The organism is Exiguobacterium sp. BG5(2022) (assembly GCF_031844365.1).
GTDB lineage: Bacteria > Bacillota > Bacilli > Exiguobacteriales > Exiguobacteriaceae > Exiguobacterium > Exiguobacterium profundum.
On record NZ_JAUZVB010000001.1, the window covers coordinates 275,975 to 291,378 of the forward strand.

At 50.3% G+C, this 15,404-nt stretch carries 15 protein-coding genes and 1 other RNA gene; 14 read left to right on the top strand and 2 right to left on the bottom strand.

The window, feature by feature from the left end; all coding sequences use genetic code 11:
* Positions 1–4 precede the first annotated feature (4 nt).
* Together ssrS and Q9R25_RS01405 are read left to right on the top strand one after the other, a co-directional pair.
* Positions 5–191, top strand: a non-coding RNA gene (gene ssrS, locus Q9R25_RS01400) — 6S RNA.
* A 95-nt stretch (positions 192–286) separates the two neighbouring features.
* Positions 287–1,054, top strand: coding sequence for a tRNA threonylcarbamoyladenosine dehydratase (locus Q9R25_RS01405; protein WP_159562006.1), 768 nt, complete (start codon positions 287–289; stop codon positions 1,052–1,054).
* 12 nt (positions 1,055–1,066) lie between these two features.
* On the opposite strand, the gene Q9R25_RS01410 is transcribed toward Q9R25_RS01405, so the two are convergent.
* Positions 1,067–2,383: a replication-associated recombination protein A gene (locus Q9R25_RS01410; protein WP_074037449.1), complete on the bottom strand. Its 1,317-nt coding sequence runs from the start codon at positions 2,381–2,383 to the stop codon at positions 1,067–1,069.
* Positions 2,384–2,443: 60 nt separating this feature from the next.
* Between Q9R25_RS01410 and cymR the strand changes: the two genes are divergently transcribed.
* The 4 genes from cymR to Q9R25_RS01430 are packed head-to-tail and all read left to right on the top strand — an operon-like array spanning position 2,444 to position 5,797.
* Positions 2,444–2,851, top strand: a complete 408-nt coding sequence (gene cymR, locus Q9R25_RS01415; protein WP_074037447.1) for a cysteine metabolism transcriptional regulator CymR — start codon at positions 2,444–2,446, stop codon at positions 2,849–2,851.
* A gap of 17 nt (positions 2,852–2,868) precedes the next feature.
* Positions 2,869–4,005, top strand: coding sequence for a cysteine desulfurase family protein (locus tag Q9R25_RS01420; RefSeq protein WP_264092360.1), 1,137 nt, complete (start codon positions 2,869–2,871; stop codon positions 4,003–4,005).
* Positions 4,006–5,127 (top strand): tRNA 2-thiouridine(34) synthase MnmA, encoded by a 1,122-nt coding sequence (gene mnmA, locus Q9R25_RS01425; RefSeq protein ID WP_311282726.1) that lies wholly within the window; start codon positions 4,006–4,008, stop codon positions 5,125–5,127. It begins immediately after the preceding gene.
* Between the two features lie 10 nt (positions 5,128–5,137).
* The gene (locus Q9R25_RS01430) at positions 5,138–5,797 is read left to right on the top strand and encodes a tetratricopeptide repeat protein (RefSeq protein WP_015881191.1); all 660 of its coding nucleotides are present in this window, start codon (positions 5,138–5,140) and stop codon (positions 5,795–5,797) included.
* Positions 5,798–5,856: 59 nt separating this feature from the next.
* Here Q9R25_RS01430 and Q9R25_RS01435 read toward each other — a convergent pair whose 3' ends face one another.
* A complete protein-coding gene (locus Q9R25_RS01435; RefSeq protein WP_074037443.1) occupies positions 5,857–6,405 on the bottom strand; it encodes a VOC family protein in 549 nt (182 codons plus the stop codon).
* A gap of 115 nt (positions 6,406–6,520) precedes the next feature.
* On the opposite strand from Q9R25_RS01435, the gene Q9R25_RS01440 reads away from it, so the two are divergent.
* From Q9R25_RS01440 to Q9R25_RS01475, 8 genes are all read left to right on the top strand, one after another.
* Positions 6,521–7,207 carry a hypothetical protein gene (locus Q9R25_RS01440; RefSeq protein WP_214691119.1) on the top strand — a complete coding sequence of 229 codons (687 nt, stop codon included), beginning with the start codon at positions 6,521–6,523 and terminating at the stop codon, positions 7,205–7,207.
* Positions 7,208–7,277: 70 nt separating this feature from the next.
* Entirely contained in the window at positions 7,278–9,485 is a 2,208-nt protein-coding gene (gene recD2 / locus Q9R25_RS01445; protein ID WP_159562011.1) for an SF1B family DNA helicase RecD2, read from the top strand.
* A gap of 309 nt (positions 9,486–9,794) precedes the next feature.
* Entirely contained in the window at positions 9,795–12,437 is a 2,643-nt protein-coding gene (alaS, locus tag Q9R25_RS01450) for an alanine--tRNA ligase (protein WP_311282727.1), read from the top strand.
* Between the two features lie 37 nt (positions 12,438–12,474).
* On the top strand, positions 12,475–12,741 hold the full coding sequence (locus tag Q9R25_RS01455) for an IreB family regulatory phosphoprotein (RefSeq protein WP_015881196.1): 267 nt from the start codon (positions 12,475–12,477) through the stop codon (positions 12,739–12,741).
* 1 nt (position 12,742) lies between these two features.
* Complete coding sequence (ruvX, locus tag Q9R25_RS01460) at positions 12,743–13,165, top strand: Holliday junction resolvase RuvX (RefSeq protein ID WP_015881197.1); 423 nt, start codon at positions 12,743–12,745, stop codon at positions 13,163–13,165.
* A 13-nt stretch (positions 13,166–13,178) separates the two neighbouring features.
* Complete coding sequence (locus Q9R25_RS01465; protein WP_015881198.1) at positions 13,179–13,475, top strand: DUF1292 domain-containing protein; 297 nt, start codon at positions 13,179–13,181, stop codon at positions 13,473–13,475.
* 68 nt (positions 13,476–13,543) lie between these two features.
* Entirely contained in the window at positions 13,544–14,686 is a 1,143-nt protein-coding gene (gene mltG / locus Q9R25_RS01470; RefSeq protein ID WP_084543099.1) for an endolytic transglycosylase MltG, read from the top strand.
* Positions 14,687–14,748: 62 nt separating this feature from the next.
* On the top strand, positions 14,749–15,390 hold the full coding sequence (locus tag Q9R25_RS01475) for an O-methyltransferase (RefSeq protein WP_074037439.1): 642 nt from the start codon (positions 14,749–14,751) through the stop codon (positions 15,388–15,390).
* Positions 15,391–15,404 lie beyond the last annotated feature (14 nt).

Below are 15,404 nucleotides of genomic sequence, written 5' to 3' on the forward strand. Positions count from 1 at the left end.
GATGGGATACCTGAGGTGTACGAGAGCCGCCTTCGTTATTTTGAGCCAACACTTTGAATACGGGAGACCGAACTGCTAACCAGATCAACTGCCTCATCACGTGCAGGAGGACTTGTGAAGGAAACGCTAGGTCACCCACCTGCATACGCAGGTTCAAAAGCAAGGCATCGTCACGGCACTCCGGGCCCCATCGATTTTTTTGTAAATACGTCGCGAGACGTCTTTTTTTTGAATATAATTCCGAGTAAAATAGTATGAGAAAATAGGATTAGTTGGAGGAAGAAATATGTTACACCAGTTTTCACGTAATGAATTGGCCATCGGCTCTGAAGGCCTTGATGCTTTAAAGAATAAAACGGTCGCGATTTTAGGCGTCGGCGGTGTCGGCTCATTTGCGGCAGAGGCACTTGCGCGCAGTGGCGTCGGACGCATCGTCCTCGTCGATAAAGATGATATCGACATCACGAACGTCAACCGACAAATCCACGCACTATTGTCGACGGTCGGTCAACCGAAAGTCGAAGCGATGGGGAAACGTCTCCTCGACATCAACCCGGACTTAGACCTCGTCCAATTGAAGATGTTCTATACAGAAGAGACATATGAAGAGTTCTTCGCTCAAAACATCGACTACGTTATCGATGCGTCAGACACGATCATCTATAAGATTCATTTAATCGTAGAATGTAAGCGTCGCGGCATCCCGGTCATCTCAAGCATGGGGATGGCGAATAAGATGGATCCGACACGCATCAAGGTCGTCGACATTAAAGATACGTCATATGACCCGATTGCGAAGATGGTCCGTACTCGTCTACGTAAAGAGAAAATCTACAAAGGCGTCCCGGTCGTCTTCTCGGACGAATCTCCAATCGTGACACGCGAAGACGTGAACGAGGTCGTCGGGAAGAAAGATGCCCCGATCCGTAAAGCGAAGATGCCACCGAGCTCGAACGCGTTCGTCCCATCGGTTGCAGGACTTGTCGCTGCAGGATACGTCATCAATGACTTGCTCGAACAAGCGGGCGTCGAAATCAACCGCATCCAAAAATAAAACGACGCTGGCTCATTTCGAGTCGCGTCGTTTTTCCCAATAATCGAGCCGTTTTTGGATTTGTTGCTCGAATCCACGTGGCGTCGGTTTATAGTAATTTGGTCGTTTTCTAGCCAAGTTTTCTGGCCAATAGTTTTGAGGGACGAACCCGTCTTTTTCGTCATGTGGATACTTGTATCCGACCCCGTTCCCGAGTTCACGTGCTCCTGGACTATGGGCATCCCGGAGATGTACGGGCACAGGGCCTCCCTCGACTGTGCGGACGTGGTGAAGCGCCTTGTCGATGGCGGTGATGACCGCATTTGATTTTGGAGCGGTTGCCAAATAGAGAACGGCTTCTGCGATTGGGATGCGAGCTTCTGGAAAACCGATGTACTCGCTCGCTCGTGCTGCTGCATCGACGATGAGAAGTGCGTTCGGGTCGCTCATTCCGATATCTTCGGCGGCATGGACGTATAAACGACGCATGATGAATCGCGGAGATTCGCCAGCCTCAATCATGACGGCTAGCCAGTATAGCGCGGCATCCGGGTCAGACCCCCGAATCGATTTGATGAACGCCGAAATGACATCGTAATGTCGGTCGCCCGTCTTATCGTATTTGATTGACTTCTGTTGAATCGACTCTTCCGCGACCTCTAGCGTGATATGAATCTCTCCGTCCACCTCAGGCGTTGTCAAGACGGCGAGTTCGAGTGCGTTCAACAGGACACGGTAGTCACCATCCGCCATTTTGATATAATGGTCTGCAGCAGCTTCATCCATTTTGACCGGATAATTTCCGAGACCACGTGAGTCGTGTAGCGCCCGCTCAAGGACGGCACGTAACTCTTCAGCACCAGGTGGCTCGAGTCGAAACACGGTCGCGCGTGACAGGAGTGCGGCGTTTACTTCAAAACTCGGGTTTTCTGTCGTCGCTCCGATGAGGACGAGCTTTCCAGACTCAAGGGCAGGAAGGAGTGCGTCTTGTTGGAGCTTATTGAACCGGTGGATCTCATCTAAAAAGAGAATCGTCCGTTCGTCTTCATAGTCGAAGCGGGACTCCGCTTCACGAATGACGTTCCGCAATTCATCGAGTTTTGCTGTGACGGCGTTCAATTGGACGAATGTCGCTTTCGTGTAATTCGAAATAACACGGGCAAGTGTCGTCTTACCGGTGCCAGGTGGACCATATAGGATAATCGTACCGAGTCGATCGGCTTCGATGGCACGACGAAGTAGCTTGCCCTCGCCGATGATATGGCGCTGTCCGATAACGTCATCTAATGTTTCGGGGCGCATCCGATTGGCGAGCGGTCCGCCATTCGATTGATGAAATAAATCAGGCATACGTAACCATTCCTTTCGACAAACGTTTGTTCGATTAGTATAACAGAAGGAGACTTGAAGATGAAAATATCTACTAAAGGCCGTTATGGCTTGACGATTATGATTGCGTTGGCACGCGAGACTGATAACAAACCGCTCAGTTTAAAAAAGATTGCGGCACGACATGAATTGCCAGAGCATTACTTAGAGCAATTAATCGGCCCACTCCGTAACGGTGGACTCGTCAAGAGCGTGCGTGGTGCGTATGGCGGCTATCAGCTCGTCAAACCGCCAGAAGAAGTGACAGCGGGTGAAATCATTCGCTTGCTCGAAGGACCGCTGGCCATCGTCGAAGAATCTGAAGCAGATGATGCGGTGAAACGGAAGCTTTGGGATAAAATCAAAGAAGCAATTGATACCGTCCTTGATGAAACGACACTCGCTGACCTCGCTGAGGAAGAGTCAGACGGCTACATGTTTTATATTTAATAATGAGGTGACTTTAGATGAACTATTTTGATCACGCTGCGACGACACCGATGCGACCAGAAGTCCTCGAAGCGATGACACCCTACTTTTTAGAGACGTACGGGAACGCGTCGAGCATCCACGGAATTGGACGTAACGCCCGGGCGGCGCTCGATTCGTCACGTCGCGTCCTCGCAAAGTGGATTGGTGCTTCACCGAACGAGATCGTCTTTACGTCAGGTGGGACGGAGTCAGATAATTATGCTTTGTTCGGTGCGGCGTATGCCCATCAAGAAAAAGGCAAACATATCATCACGACAAAAGTCGAACATCACGCCGTTCTTCACGCGATGGAGCAACTTGAGCGCGAGGGCTTCGACGTCACGTATCTCGATGTTGATGAGTCGGGAGCTGTAGATATAGAAACGTTCCGATCAGCGTTACGTGAGGATACGATTCTCGTATCGGTTATGTACGGCAACAACGAGGTCGGAACGTGCCAACCGATTCAAGAAATCGGGGAGTTGTTACAAGACCATCAGGCTCTCTTCCATACGGATGCGGTACAAGCGCTCGGTACAGAAGAAATTGATGTGAAACGTATTCATGTCGATTTATTGTCGGCGTCCGCACATAAAGTGAATGGGCCAAAAGGTATCGGTTTTCTTTTCATGAAAACAGGTGTAAAATTAGCGTCACGTTCTTTTGGTGGACAACAAGAACGTAAACGTCGAGCCGGCACGGAAAATGTTCCGGGTGCCGTCGGATTCCAAAAAGCAGCTGAACTCGTCATGGCAGAGCGTGAGGACCGAGTGACTCTCTATGCTTCGCTCGATTTGGCACTGCGTCAACGTCTTGACGAACTAGGCGTAACTTATGAGGTGAACGGGTCGAATCGTTTACCTCACATCGTGAACCTATACCTCCCTGGAATTGACCTTGAACCTTTCCTCATCATGATGGATATGCGGGGCATGGCGATTTCGAGCGGGAGCGCCTGCACGGCGGGGTCGGTCGAACCGTCCCATGTATTGTCGGCGATGTACGGGGATTCAGAGCGGACGCGTCAGTCTGTTCGAATCAGTTTTGGCCACGGTAACTCGGTCGAGGACGCGAAACGGCTCGCGGAGCGACTAGAAGAAGTCGTCTCGACATTTATGAACGGAGTGAGATAGATGAATTTACGCACGAAAGCCCCTGAAGAGACGACGGTCGTCGTCGGGATGTCAGGTGGCGTCGATTCATCGGTGACGGCCCATGTGTTAAAAGAACAAGGGTATAACGTCATCGGAATTTTTATGAAAAACTGGGATGACACGGACGAGAACGGTGTGTGTACGGCGACAGAGGACTATGAAGATGTCATCGCCGTGGCGAACCAAATCGGGATTCCTTACTATGCGGTCAACTTTGAAAAAGAATATTGGGACCGCGTCTTTGAATATTTCTTAGCGGAATATCGTCTCGGTCGGACGCCGAACCCGGACGTCATGTGTAACAAAGAAATCAAATTCAAAGCATTCCTCGACCATGCGCTTCGACTCGGTGCCGATTTTGTAGCGACCGGACACTATGCGCAAGTGAAATATGTTGATGGTGAGCATCGTTTGTTACGAGGAAAAGACGATAACAAAGACCAAACGTATTTCTTGAACCAATTGTCACAAGACCAGCTCGCGCGGACGATGTTCCCGATTGGTCATATGGACAAGAAAGATGTACGTGCGATTGCCGAAGAGGCAGGACTCGCGACGGCGAAGAAGAAAGATTCGACGGGAATCTGCTTTATCGGTGAACGGAACTTTAAAGAATTCTTGTCGGAATACCTTCCATCACAGCCTGGTGAAATGCGGACGCTCGATGGCGTCGTCAAAGGACGTCACGACGGGTTGATGTATTATACACTCGGACAACGTCACGGTCTCGGAATCGGTGGCGACGGTGATCCTTGGTTCGTCGTCGGGAAAGATGTCGAGAACAACGTCTTGTTCGTCGGACAAGGATTCCATCACGACGCGCTCTATTCAGATGCGCTGCTTGCTTCGAAACTGTCATGGACGGGAGCCGCTCTTACAGGAGAGTTCCGGGCGACGGCGAAGTTCCGTTATCGCCAACAAGATGTGCCGGTCACGGTCGCTCCACTCGAAAATGGCGAGGTCCTCGTCAAGTTTGACGAGCCACAACGTGCCATCACGCCAGGACAAGCGGTCGTTTTCTATGACGGCGATGTCTGTCTCGGTGGGGCAACGATTGACGAAGCGTACCGAAACGGAAAACGACTCGACTATATCGGATGAGGTGATTGATATGAACGCAAACGAACAAGGCATCCAAGCGATGCAGCAAGGTGAATTCGAACAGGCAGCCAAACATTTCAACGAGGCGATTGAAGCGAACCCGACGGACCCGACTGGTTTCGTCAACATGGGGACGTTGCTTCAGGCGATCAACGATTACGATCGTGCCGTCATCTTCTATGACAAAGCGATTGAACTCGATGGATCGTTCGGTGCCGCGCACTATGCGAAAGGTGCCCTTGCCTATGAACTTGAGCAATTGGAGTCAGCGGAGGCGTCGCTTCGCCAAGCGCTCCTTTCTGGGATGGATGATGCTGATCTTCATTTCATGCTCGGGTTGACGTATAAGGCGATGGGTGATTTCGTTCGAGCGATGCCACGCCTGCGTGAAGCGAAAAAACAATCGCCAGAAGACGTGGAGATCACGTTCCAATACGGACTTGCACTCGCACAGAGTGAACAGCTCGAAGAGGCGGTCGTTGCGCTAGAAGAGACGCTCGATCTCGATGCGAGCCATACGGATGCCCGTTACAACTTGGCAATCGCATATGCGTTCTTGGGTGACCAGGAACGAACGTACGCTGAGCTTCAACGCGTCTTGGAGATGCAACCGGATCATGAACTTGCGCGTGACGCCGTCGCGAAGATGGATGCACTGCTTGGAAACTGATTTCTTGAATAGGAAAGTGCCATCGCTCCATTGCGATGGCACTTTTTTTGTTGACGCGATTAGAGTTGTTTCGTTGTGATTTTGACGGGTTCTCCGGCAAACTCGCCGTACGCCTCGTCCATATTTTTCGTATACAGTTCGATGATGTTATGGCTCGGGTCTTTGAAGTACGCAGAGCGTTCTTTCCCATTTTTCGTCTCATCCTCGTCCCACATCCGAAGTTTAACAGGGACATCGGTCTCATCTAAGATTTCGAGTGCCTGTTCAAACGACTCCATCGGAACGAAGAACGCACAGTGGACGTGGACGCCACCTTCATCATAGAGCGTGTCCCATTCCGTCACGTCTTGTTTCCGGTTCGCATCCTCTTCATCCGTAAAGTCGCGTTTCAACCAAAGACCTAACCGTGTGTTCCCGCCGATATAGAGCCATGTTGCCCACGGTTCGTTCGCTTGTTCTTGTGATTCACTCGGTTCGGCATCGTCTCCGACCCATTGTTCGACGACAGGAAGCCCTAATTTTTCATGCCAAAAGGCTACGGCTTCGTTCATGTCTGTCACTTCTAAAACGAGTTCACATAATCCGCTGACTGGAATTCGTTTGCCCATAGATGATTCCTCCTTCAATGTTTCATTCGAACAGTTCCCCGTTTCTTTAAATCAAAAACGCGACTAGCAGTATTGAAGTGGGGGAATGACAACCTATAGAAGGAGGTCGAGTGGCTTGCGAAAATTCAGCATGGTCAGCGTCATTTTGTTTTTCATTGTCGAGTACGTGTGGTTGAATCAATTATTTGAATCGGTAAATGAACGATTGGCAGACGGAAAATGGACGAATACGATTTTGTATCAAGTGGTCGTTGAACCACGTGGACTCTTAACGTTAATCCTTCTTTTATTCATAGCGCTCCTTCTCGTCGGATGGACAGTTCACTATGTGTACAGTGAGCAAAAGTCTTGGCAACATACATCTGAACATGTCGGTGTGGGGTGGCTCGTTCCATTGATTCTGGCATTACTCGGATTTCTCATTCCAAACGTGTATGTTCAAGTCGGGATCATATTCCTTCAAGTAACGTTCATTCCGCTCATTCCGTTCATCCATCAGACCGTTCCATTCTGGAAAGTCGTGACGAACTGGTTGATTCAGTTGGCTGTCATCGGTCTCGTCCTATTTGGGGCGAGAGGGATGCTTGAGGACTCGATTCGAATCGAGAAGACCGAGCTCTTCACAAAACTCGAGGCATATCAGGCATCTGGTGACTTGGACAGGATTCAGAGATTAATTGAAGAAGTGGACTTGGATCAGGTTGAGCGCATTTTGGACCGGGTCGATATCGAACAGTTGATACGTATTTTGGAAGTCGTCGATCTCGACCGAATCGAGCAAATCTTAAACCTGTTTAATTAGGGCATTTGTTCAATCGATTCATCTCGGGCTATAATGGATGATGGAAAAATAGCTGGAGGTGTCGGATATGATGGCAGCACCTTATGAGTTGACTGGAAAAGTCATTCGCGTCCTGTTTCAATCAGAAGAAGAGGCGCATACGATTGCGCTCGTACGTATTAAAGAAAAGAATTTTGAGACGGATGAGACCGAGATGGTCATCGCTGGCGTCGGAGTCGGCATCGAAAAAGGCGAGACGTATAAGGCGCACGGTCGTCTCGTTGACCATCCTCGATTTGGGAAACAGATGAAAGCGGATTGGATTCGTCGTGTCGTCCCGATGACGAAACGTGCAGCCGTCCGCTTTTTGACGAACGGGTCTTTTCCCGGAATCGGTCAAAAGACGGCGCAAAAGATTGCGGATTCTCTTGGAGACGATTGTATCGATCAAATCGTCAAACATCCGAGTATCCTGTCTGAGGTAGACGGATTGAAAGAAAAGCAGGCGCGTGTGATCACCGAACGCCTGAACGTTTTATATGGGGTCGATCAGTTGCTTTTGTTTCTCGCTCCATTCGACGTGACGCCACGTCTCGCCTCGAAAATTCATAAAGAGTATGAAGGACGGGCGATGGAGACGATTGAGAAGAATCCGTATGCGCTCATGTACGACGTACAGGGGATTGGATTCAAGACGGCGGATGCCATCGCGGCACATTTTGGGATTCAAGGCATTCATCCTGAACGCATCGCGGCAGCCGTGCTGTACGTATTAGAACTCGAGCAAGGGAACGGTCATCTCTACGTGACGGCGGAACAACTCGAAGCCGAGATGCCTCGAATCATCGGGGCTGATCCGGGTGATGCGCTCGTCACGGCGCTCGAATCGCTCGCTAAAGAAGAACGGGTCGTCATCGAGGATGGGGTCGTCTATCATCCCCGTGTCTTCCGTGCCGAACGGAAGGCGGCAGAAGAGTTGGCCCGAATCATGGCGACATCGACGACAGAGGACGTGGACATGACGACCATCTTTGACGCGGTCGGACGTGTCGAGGAAATGTTCTCGATTGAATATGCCACTCAACAGCGAGAAGCCATCGAACTCGCTCTCAAGTCACCGCTCATGGTTCTTACCGGTGGACCGGGTACCGGGAAGACGACGGTCGTTCGAGGCATCATTCATGCACTCAGCGATGTCTTCGATTGGAAGTTAGAACCCGTTCCGAACCAACCGTTCCCGTTCGTCTTGGCCGCACCGACGGGTCGAGCGGCGAAACGCCTCAGTGAGTCGACCGGGCTACCGGCCTCGACGATTCATCGTCTGTTAAAGTTCGACGGAAGTTCGTTCCAAGTCGATGAGACGAATCCACTTGTCGGGAAAGTGCTCATCGTCGATGAGGCGTCGATGATTGACATCTTTTTGTTCCGAAGTTTGCTCAAAGCGGTACCGAACGGCATGAAAATCTTGTTCGTCGGAGACCGTGATCAGCTCCCATCTGTCGGACCGGGGCAAGTACTTGCCGATTTGATGGCGACAGAAGGGATTCCGGTCGTCCGCCTTGACGTCGTCCATCGTCAGGCGTCGGAATCGAGCATCCTCCGACTTGCCCATTCGTTGAATGCGAAGAAAATGCCAGACGATTTGTTGGCGTCACTGCCAGACCGGCGTTTCTATACGGCGAACCAAGAAACGGCGCTTCAAGCGATTTGTCAGATGGCAGGAGCGGCTCTCCGAAAAGGATATTCACCGTTTGATATTCAAGTGCTCGCACCGACATATCGGGGTGTCTGTGGAATTGATGGGCTGAATGAAGCACTTCAGAACGTATTCAATCCAAAATCGAGTGCCCGTGAAGTGAAACATGGGACGCGCATTTACCGAAACGGTGATAAAGTGCTACAACTCGTCAACAACGCCGAGGAGAACGTCTATAACGGGGACATCGGGGAAATCACGAACATCTTCTATGCGAAGGAAAATGTCGATAAGGTCGACAAGATTTATATCCGATTCGACCAGACAGAAGTCGAGTACAACCGTAGTGAATGGGACCAGTTCACCCATGCCTACGCCATCACGATCCATAAGTCACAAGGTTCCGAGTTCCCGATCGTGCTCATGCCGGTCTTCTTCAACGGAGGATTCCGATCGTCGCGCAACTTGATTTATACAGCTGTGACTCGGGCGAAGAAGAGTTTACTCTTGTTTGGTGACGTGCGTGCGCTCGAGGCGGCGACGCGAGAAGAAGAACCGGTGCGACGGACAAAATTGGTCGAGCGCTTAGGCGGGAAGTCTTGACGTCTTTCCGAACGCGTGTGATAATGACGAATAGACAACTGAAACGATACAGACGATGAAGGAAATGAGTACGTCGTCACCGCCTCTACAGAGACATCTTCCTAGGCTGCGAGAAGATGGGGGTCGGCCGACCGAAGCTATTCTGGAGTCCCCACTCAACCTGGGCGCCTCATCCACGTTAACGGATGTTCGAGGCACGGTGTATACCGTGCGAACGAGGGTGGTACCACGAAGCGATGCTTTCGTCCCTTTCCACAGGGGCAGGCATCGCTTTTTTTCGTTTCGTTCAGAAATAAGGAGGAATTGTTCATGAAACCGCTCAAATCATTGACTGGCGCACAGATTCGCCAAATGTACTTAGATTTCTTCAAATCAAAAGGGCACAGCGTGGAGCCGAGTGCTTCGCTCGTACCGGTCGAAGACCCAACTTTGTTGTGGATCAACTCTGGTGTTGCGACATTGAAGAAATATTTTGATGGACGTGTGATTCCAGCGAACCCACGGATCGTCAACGCTCAAAAATCGATTCGTACGAACGATATCGAGAACGTCGGGAAGACAGCACGTCACCATACGTTCTTCGAAATGCTCGGGAACTTCTCAGTCGGTGAATACTTCCGTGAAGAAGCGATCACATGGGGCTGGGAACTGTTGACGAGCGACGAATGGTACGGACTCGATCCGGACCGTCTCTCCGTCACGATTCACCCGGACGATGAAGAATCAAAACAAATTTGGTTGAACCTCGGCATGCCGGCTGACCGCATCATCCCGCTAGAAGATAACTTCTGGGAAATCGGTGAAGGTCCATCTGGTCCGAACACGGAGATCTTCTTTGACCGTGGTCCAGCATTCGGGGACGACCCGACAGACCCTGAACTTTATCCGGGTGGGGAGAACGAGCGTTACCTTGAAATCTGGAACATCGTGTTCAGCCAATATAACCATGACGGACACGGAAACTACACAGAGCTTCCGCGTAAAAACATTGATACAGGGATGGGACTCGAACGGATGGCGAGCGTCCTTCAAGACGTACCGACAAACTTCGATACCGACCTCTTCATGCCGATCATTCGTGAAACTGAAAAAATCAGTGGCGACGTATACCGTCAAGACAGCAGCAAGGACGTCGCGTTCAAAGTCATCGCGGACCACATCCGTACGGTATCGTTCGCAATCGGTGACGGGGCACTCCCATCGAACGAAGGACGTGGCTATGTCCTCCGTCGTCTTCTCCGCCGTGCGGTCCGCTATGCGAAGATGCTTGGTATCGAGCGTCCGTTCATGTATGAGCTCGTCGACGTCGTCGGTGACATCATGGTCGACTTCTACCCGCAAGTGAACGAGAAGAAAGACTTTATCAAGAAAGTCATCAAAAACGAGGAAGAGCGTTTCCACGAAACGTTGAATGACGGTCTCGCGATTTTGAACGAAGTCGCAAAAGCACAAAAAGCAGCTGGGTCAAACATCATCAGCGGTCAAGACGCATTCCGTCTTTATGACACGTACGGCTTCCCGCTCGAATTGACAATCGAATATGCAGAAGACCATCAGATGACGGTCGACGAGGACGGCTTCAAAGAAGCGATGAATGAACAACGTGAACGTGCACGTCAAGCGCGTGCTGACGTGGAATCGATGCAGATTCAGTCGGGTGTGCTTGCAGACATCACGATGCCGTCGACATTCCTCGGATACAACAACCTTGAGACGAACGCAAAAATCATCAGCTTGATTCACAACGGCGAACTCGCCGACGTCGTCGCTGCAGGAGAAGAGGCACAAGTCATCCTCGATCAGACACCATTTTACGCTGAGAGTGGCGGTCAAATCGGTGATAAAGGACAAATCGTCGGAGAAGACTTCCTTCTTCGCGTGAAAGATGTGTCGAAAGCGCCAAACGGACAGAACTTGCATACAGTCACGGTCGAGTCAGGTGTGGCGAAAGCGGAAGTAGCCGTCACAGCCACTGTCGACCAGGCATCGCGTCAAGCCATCGTCAAAAACCATACGGCGACGCACCTTTTGCATCGTGCACTCAAAGATACGCTCGGGGAGCACGTCAACCAGGCGGGTTCACTCGTGACACCAGATCGTCTCCGTTTTGACTTCTCACACTTCGGTCAAGTGACACCTGAAGAGCTTCAATCGATTGAGCGTCAAGTGAACGAGAAAATTTGGGCATCAATCGGTGTCGCCATCGAAGAGATGAACATTGCGGATGCGAAAGCAAAAGGTGCGATGGCACTCTTCGGCGAGAAGTATGGTGATGTCGTTCGGGTCGTATCAGCAGGTGATTACTCGGTTGAGCTTTGTGGTGGGATTCACGTCTCCAACACGGCTGAAATCGGACTCTTTAAAATCTTGTCTGAATCAGGGATTGGCGCCGGGACACGTCGCATCGAAGCGGTCACAGGAGCTGGCGCATACGAAGTGATGAACCAGCAAATCGAGACGCTTGAAGCAGCAGCGAAACTGTTGAAGACGAAACCACTTGAAGTTCCTGCACGCGTTCAAGCACTTCAAGCTGAAATCAAAGAAGTCGAGCGTGCTTCAGAATCGCTTAAAGCGAAGCTTGCCAACATCGAGGCATCTTCATTAACGGATGCAATCGAAACGATTGGTGGCGTTCAATTGATTGCGAAACGCGTCGATGGACAAGATATGGATGCCCTTCGCAGTATGGTCGACGACTTGAAAGGGAAACTCGGTTCTGCCGTGATTATCCTTGGTTCGGCGAACGGTGAGAAGGTCAACCTCGTCGCAGGTGTGACGAAAGACTTGAATGATCGTGGCTTCCATGCCGGAAAACTGATTAAAGAAGTCGCGACACGCTGCGGTGGTGGTGGTGGCGGTCGTCCAGACATGGCACAAGCAGGTGGCCGTGATGCAACAAAACTGGACGAAGCATTGAAGTTTGCTTCACATTACGTCGAATCACTGGCATAATAGAGTGTGAAGTGCAAACGGAAAGAGGTGGATTCTTGTGAGCCAAATGGATCGCACGATGCAATTCAATTTTCCAGAAGATGATCAACGTGCTAACACACGTGAGACGCTGATTACGGTATATCAAGCACTCGAGGAAAAAGGTTATCAACCGATCAATCAAATCGTGGGATACTTACTGTCAGGTGACCCTGCCTACATTCCACGTCATAATGATGCGCGAAACTTGATTCGCAAAATTGAGCGGGATGAACTTCTCGAAGAGTTGGTCAAATCGTATTTGAACGATCGTAGAGAGGATTAATATGAAGCGAGTCATGGGACTCGATGTCGGATCGAAGACGATTGGTGTCGCGGTGAGTGACCTGATGGGATGGACGGCGCAAGGTGTGGAGACGGTCTACTGGACCGAACCTGACTTTGATGAAGCCGTCCGTCTCCTTCGTCCGTTTATCGAGCAGTACGATGTGAAAGAAGTCGTCGTCGGTCACCCGAAAAACATGAATGGAACAGTCGGTCCGCGCGGTGAAGCGTCCGAGGCATTTGCCGAGGCGTTCACAGAACAGACAGGCTTACCTTGCGTGTTGGTGGATGAACGATTAACGACGATGCAAGCGGAACGGATGCTCATTTCAGCAGATGTCAGCCGCAAAAAGAGAAAAGCGGTCATCGACAAGATGGCGGCCGTGATGATTTTACAAAACTACCTGGATCGTTCCGGGAAATAAGGAGGAATCTCTCATGGCAGAAATCCGTCGTGAAGAAGAAATGTACCGTATTCCAGACGAAAATGGAGACGAACATTTATTTGCAGAAATTTTCCGTATGACGAGCGACCGTTCGAAAAAGACGTTTGTCGTACTCGAACCGGTTGGCGCACCAGAGACAGAAGATGAAGATACGATTGAAGTATACGCATTTGAAATTGAAGAACTTGAAGATGGCGAATTCATCTTGAAGCTCGTCGAAGACGATGAAGACTTCGATGAGGTCATGGAAGCATTCGACATCGTCAATGACGAAGTCGGTCTAGACTAAATAGGGGACGGGCGACTAGGGAACATCCCTCGTCGCCTCTCTTTATAAAAAGAACAGGGGAGAAATGCATGAATCATCCATCTATGTCAGATGAGAAACGTGCCCGCAACCGGATCGTCCGTCGCATCACGGTTGTCATCCTGGCCATCTTCCTTCTCGTCATCGCCACAGGGTCGGCGCTCACATATGTCTTTGTGAAGCGTTCCATCGAACCGATTGACCCAACTTCGACTGAAACGGTCGAGATTGAAGTCCCGCTCGGTGCTGGTTCGGGATACATTGGTGAATTACTAGAAGAGAATGGGCTTGTAAGGAGTAGCACGATTTTCCGTTTCTATACACGCTTTAAGAACGAATCGTCGTTCCAGGCGGGGACGTATACGTTATCTCCGTCACAATCAATCGATGAATTGATTGAAACGTTGCAAACAGGTAAAGTCATTGTGGTCCCTGATATCAAGCTCGTCATTCCAGAAGGATTCACGATTGATCAGGTGATTGCGAGACTTGCGAAAGTGGCCGAAATCCCGAAAGAAGAGATTTCTGAGCAGTTGAGCGACCGTGAATACATTCAGTCTCTCGTAAACGAGCATGAAATGTTGACGGAAGAAGTATTGCAGGAAGGCATCTATCATCCGCTTGAAGGATACCTGTTCCCAGCCACATATGAATTCAATAAAGGCGTAACGCTCAATGAAATCATCGACGAGATGTTACTACCAACCGAAAGTATGTATCAAGAATACAAAGGTCGTTTAGCCGATTCAGGACGTACGTTCCATGAGACGCTCGCGCTCGCATCCGTTGTCGAGAAAGAGGCGGTGTCAACGGAAGACCGTAAAGAGATTGCTGGCGTGTTCGAGAATCGCTTAAACGACGGAATGAAATTACAATCTGACCCGACCGTCTGGTACGGAACGGGAGAAACATCGATTTTCACTTCATTCGCGGACTTGGAGAACGATTCCTTATATAACACGTATCGTTACGAAGGCATCCCGATTGGACCGATTGCGGCCGTGAGCCGTGACGCATTTGAAGCGGTGCTTAATCCGAACGACACGGAGAACATTTACTTCTACGCACGCCCTCCACGTGAAGGGTTCCCGAACGGGGAAGTCTTGTTCGAAGTCGACTATGAGGATCACCAACAAAACGTCAATAAGTACCGTTCCGAATGGGAAGCGTTTGAAGAAGCAAACAGTAATTGATGGGACGACCGGAAGCGGATGCTTCCGGTCGTTTGAATGAAGAGAGTTAAGAGGTGGAACGAGTGGACCATGCATCCTATGAGGGATATGTAGAAAAACTAATCAATGACCGCTCCCCGCTATTGACGGAGATGGAGGCGTTCGCGCGTGTTCATCACGTCCCAATCATGGATTTGACGGGTTCGGAAGTGCTGCTCTCCTTACTGGCGATGCAACGGCCGACCCGAATCCTCGAAGTGGGTACGGCCATCGGCTATAGTGCCATTCGCATGGCAGAATTGTTACCCGATGCAGAAATCGTCACTATCGAGCGGAATGCTCGCCGTTTCGAAGAGGCGACGGAATTCATCAATCGATCGGACGTGCGCGATCGTATTACGCTCGTTCACGGCGATGCCGTCGAATTGATTGGAACGATTGAAGGTGAATTCGATGCCGTATTTATTGATGCGGCAAAAGGACAATATCAAAAATTTTTTGATGGGTATGGCGCTTTAGTACCAATTGGTGGTACGATTTACAGCGATAATTTGTTTTTACGAGGAGACGTCTTGCTAGAGGATGTATCGGTTTTAGACCGACGCCGACGCCGGCTCGTGCGTCTCGTGAAACAGTTTACTGAGCAATTGATGGCACGGACCGATTATCATACTGCAATTTTGCCCCTTGGTGATGGCCTAGCAATCAGTCGTAAATTACGATGAGGAGGACTTAACTT

Coding starts and splice junctions, on each gene's coding strand:
- Q9R25_RS01405 (WP_159562006.1), top strand. CDS start 287: ATGTTACACCAGTTTTCACGTAATGAATTGGCCATCGGCTCTGAAGGC.
- Q9R25_RS01410 (WP_074037449.1), bottom strand. CDS start 2,383: ATGCCTGATTTATTTCATCAATCGAATGGCGGACCGCTCGCCAATCGG.
- cymR (WP_074037447.1), top strand. CDS start 2,444: ATGAAAATATCTACTAAAGGCCGTTATGGCTTGACGATTATGATTGCG.
- Q9R25_RS01420 (WP_264092360.1), top strand. CDS start 2,869: ATGAACTATTTTGATCACGCTGCGACGACACCGATGCGACCAGAAGTC.
- mnmA (WP_311282726.1), top strand. CDS start 4,006: ATGAATTTACGCACGAAAGCCCCTGAAGAGACGACGGTCGTCGTCGGG.
- Q9R25_RS01430 (WP_015881191.1), top strand. CDS start 5,138: ATGAACGCAAACGAACAAGGCATCCAAGCGATGCAGCAAGGTGAATTC.
- Q9R25_RS01435 (WP_074037443.1), bottom strand. CDS start 6,405: ATGGGCAAACGAATTCCAGTCAGCGGATTATGTGAACTCGTTTTAGAA.
- recD2 (WP_159562011.1), top strand. CDS start 7,278: ATGGCAGCACCTTATGAGTTGACTGGAAAAGTCATTCGCGTCCTGTTT.
- alaS (WP_311282727.1), top strand. CDS start 9,795: ATGAAACCGCTCAAATCATTGACTGGCGCACAGATTCGCCAAATGTAC.
- ruvX (WP_015881197.1), top strand. CDS start 12,743: ATGAAGCGAGTCATGGGACTCGATGTCGGATCGAAGACGATTGGTGTC.
- Q9R25_RS01465 (WP_015881198.1), top strand. CDS start 13,179: ATGGCAGAAATCCGTCGTGAAGAAGAAATGTACCGTATTCCAGACGAA.
- mltG (WP_084543099.1), top strand. CDS start 13,544: ATGAATCATCCATCTATGTCAGATGAGAAACGTGCCCGCAACCGGATC.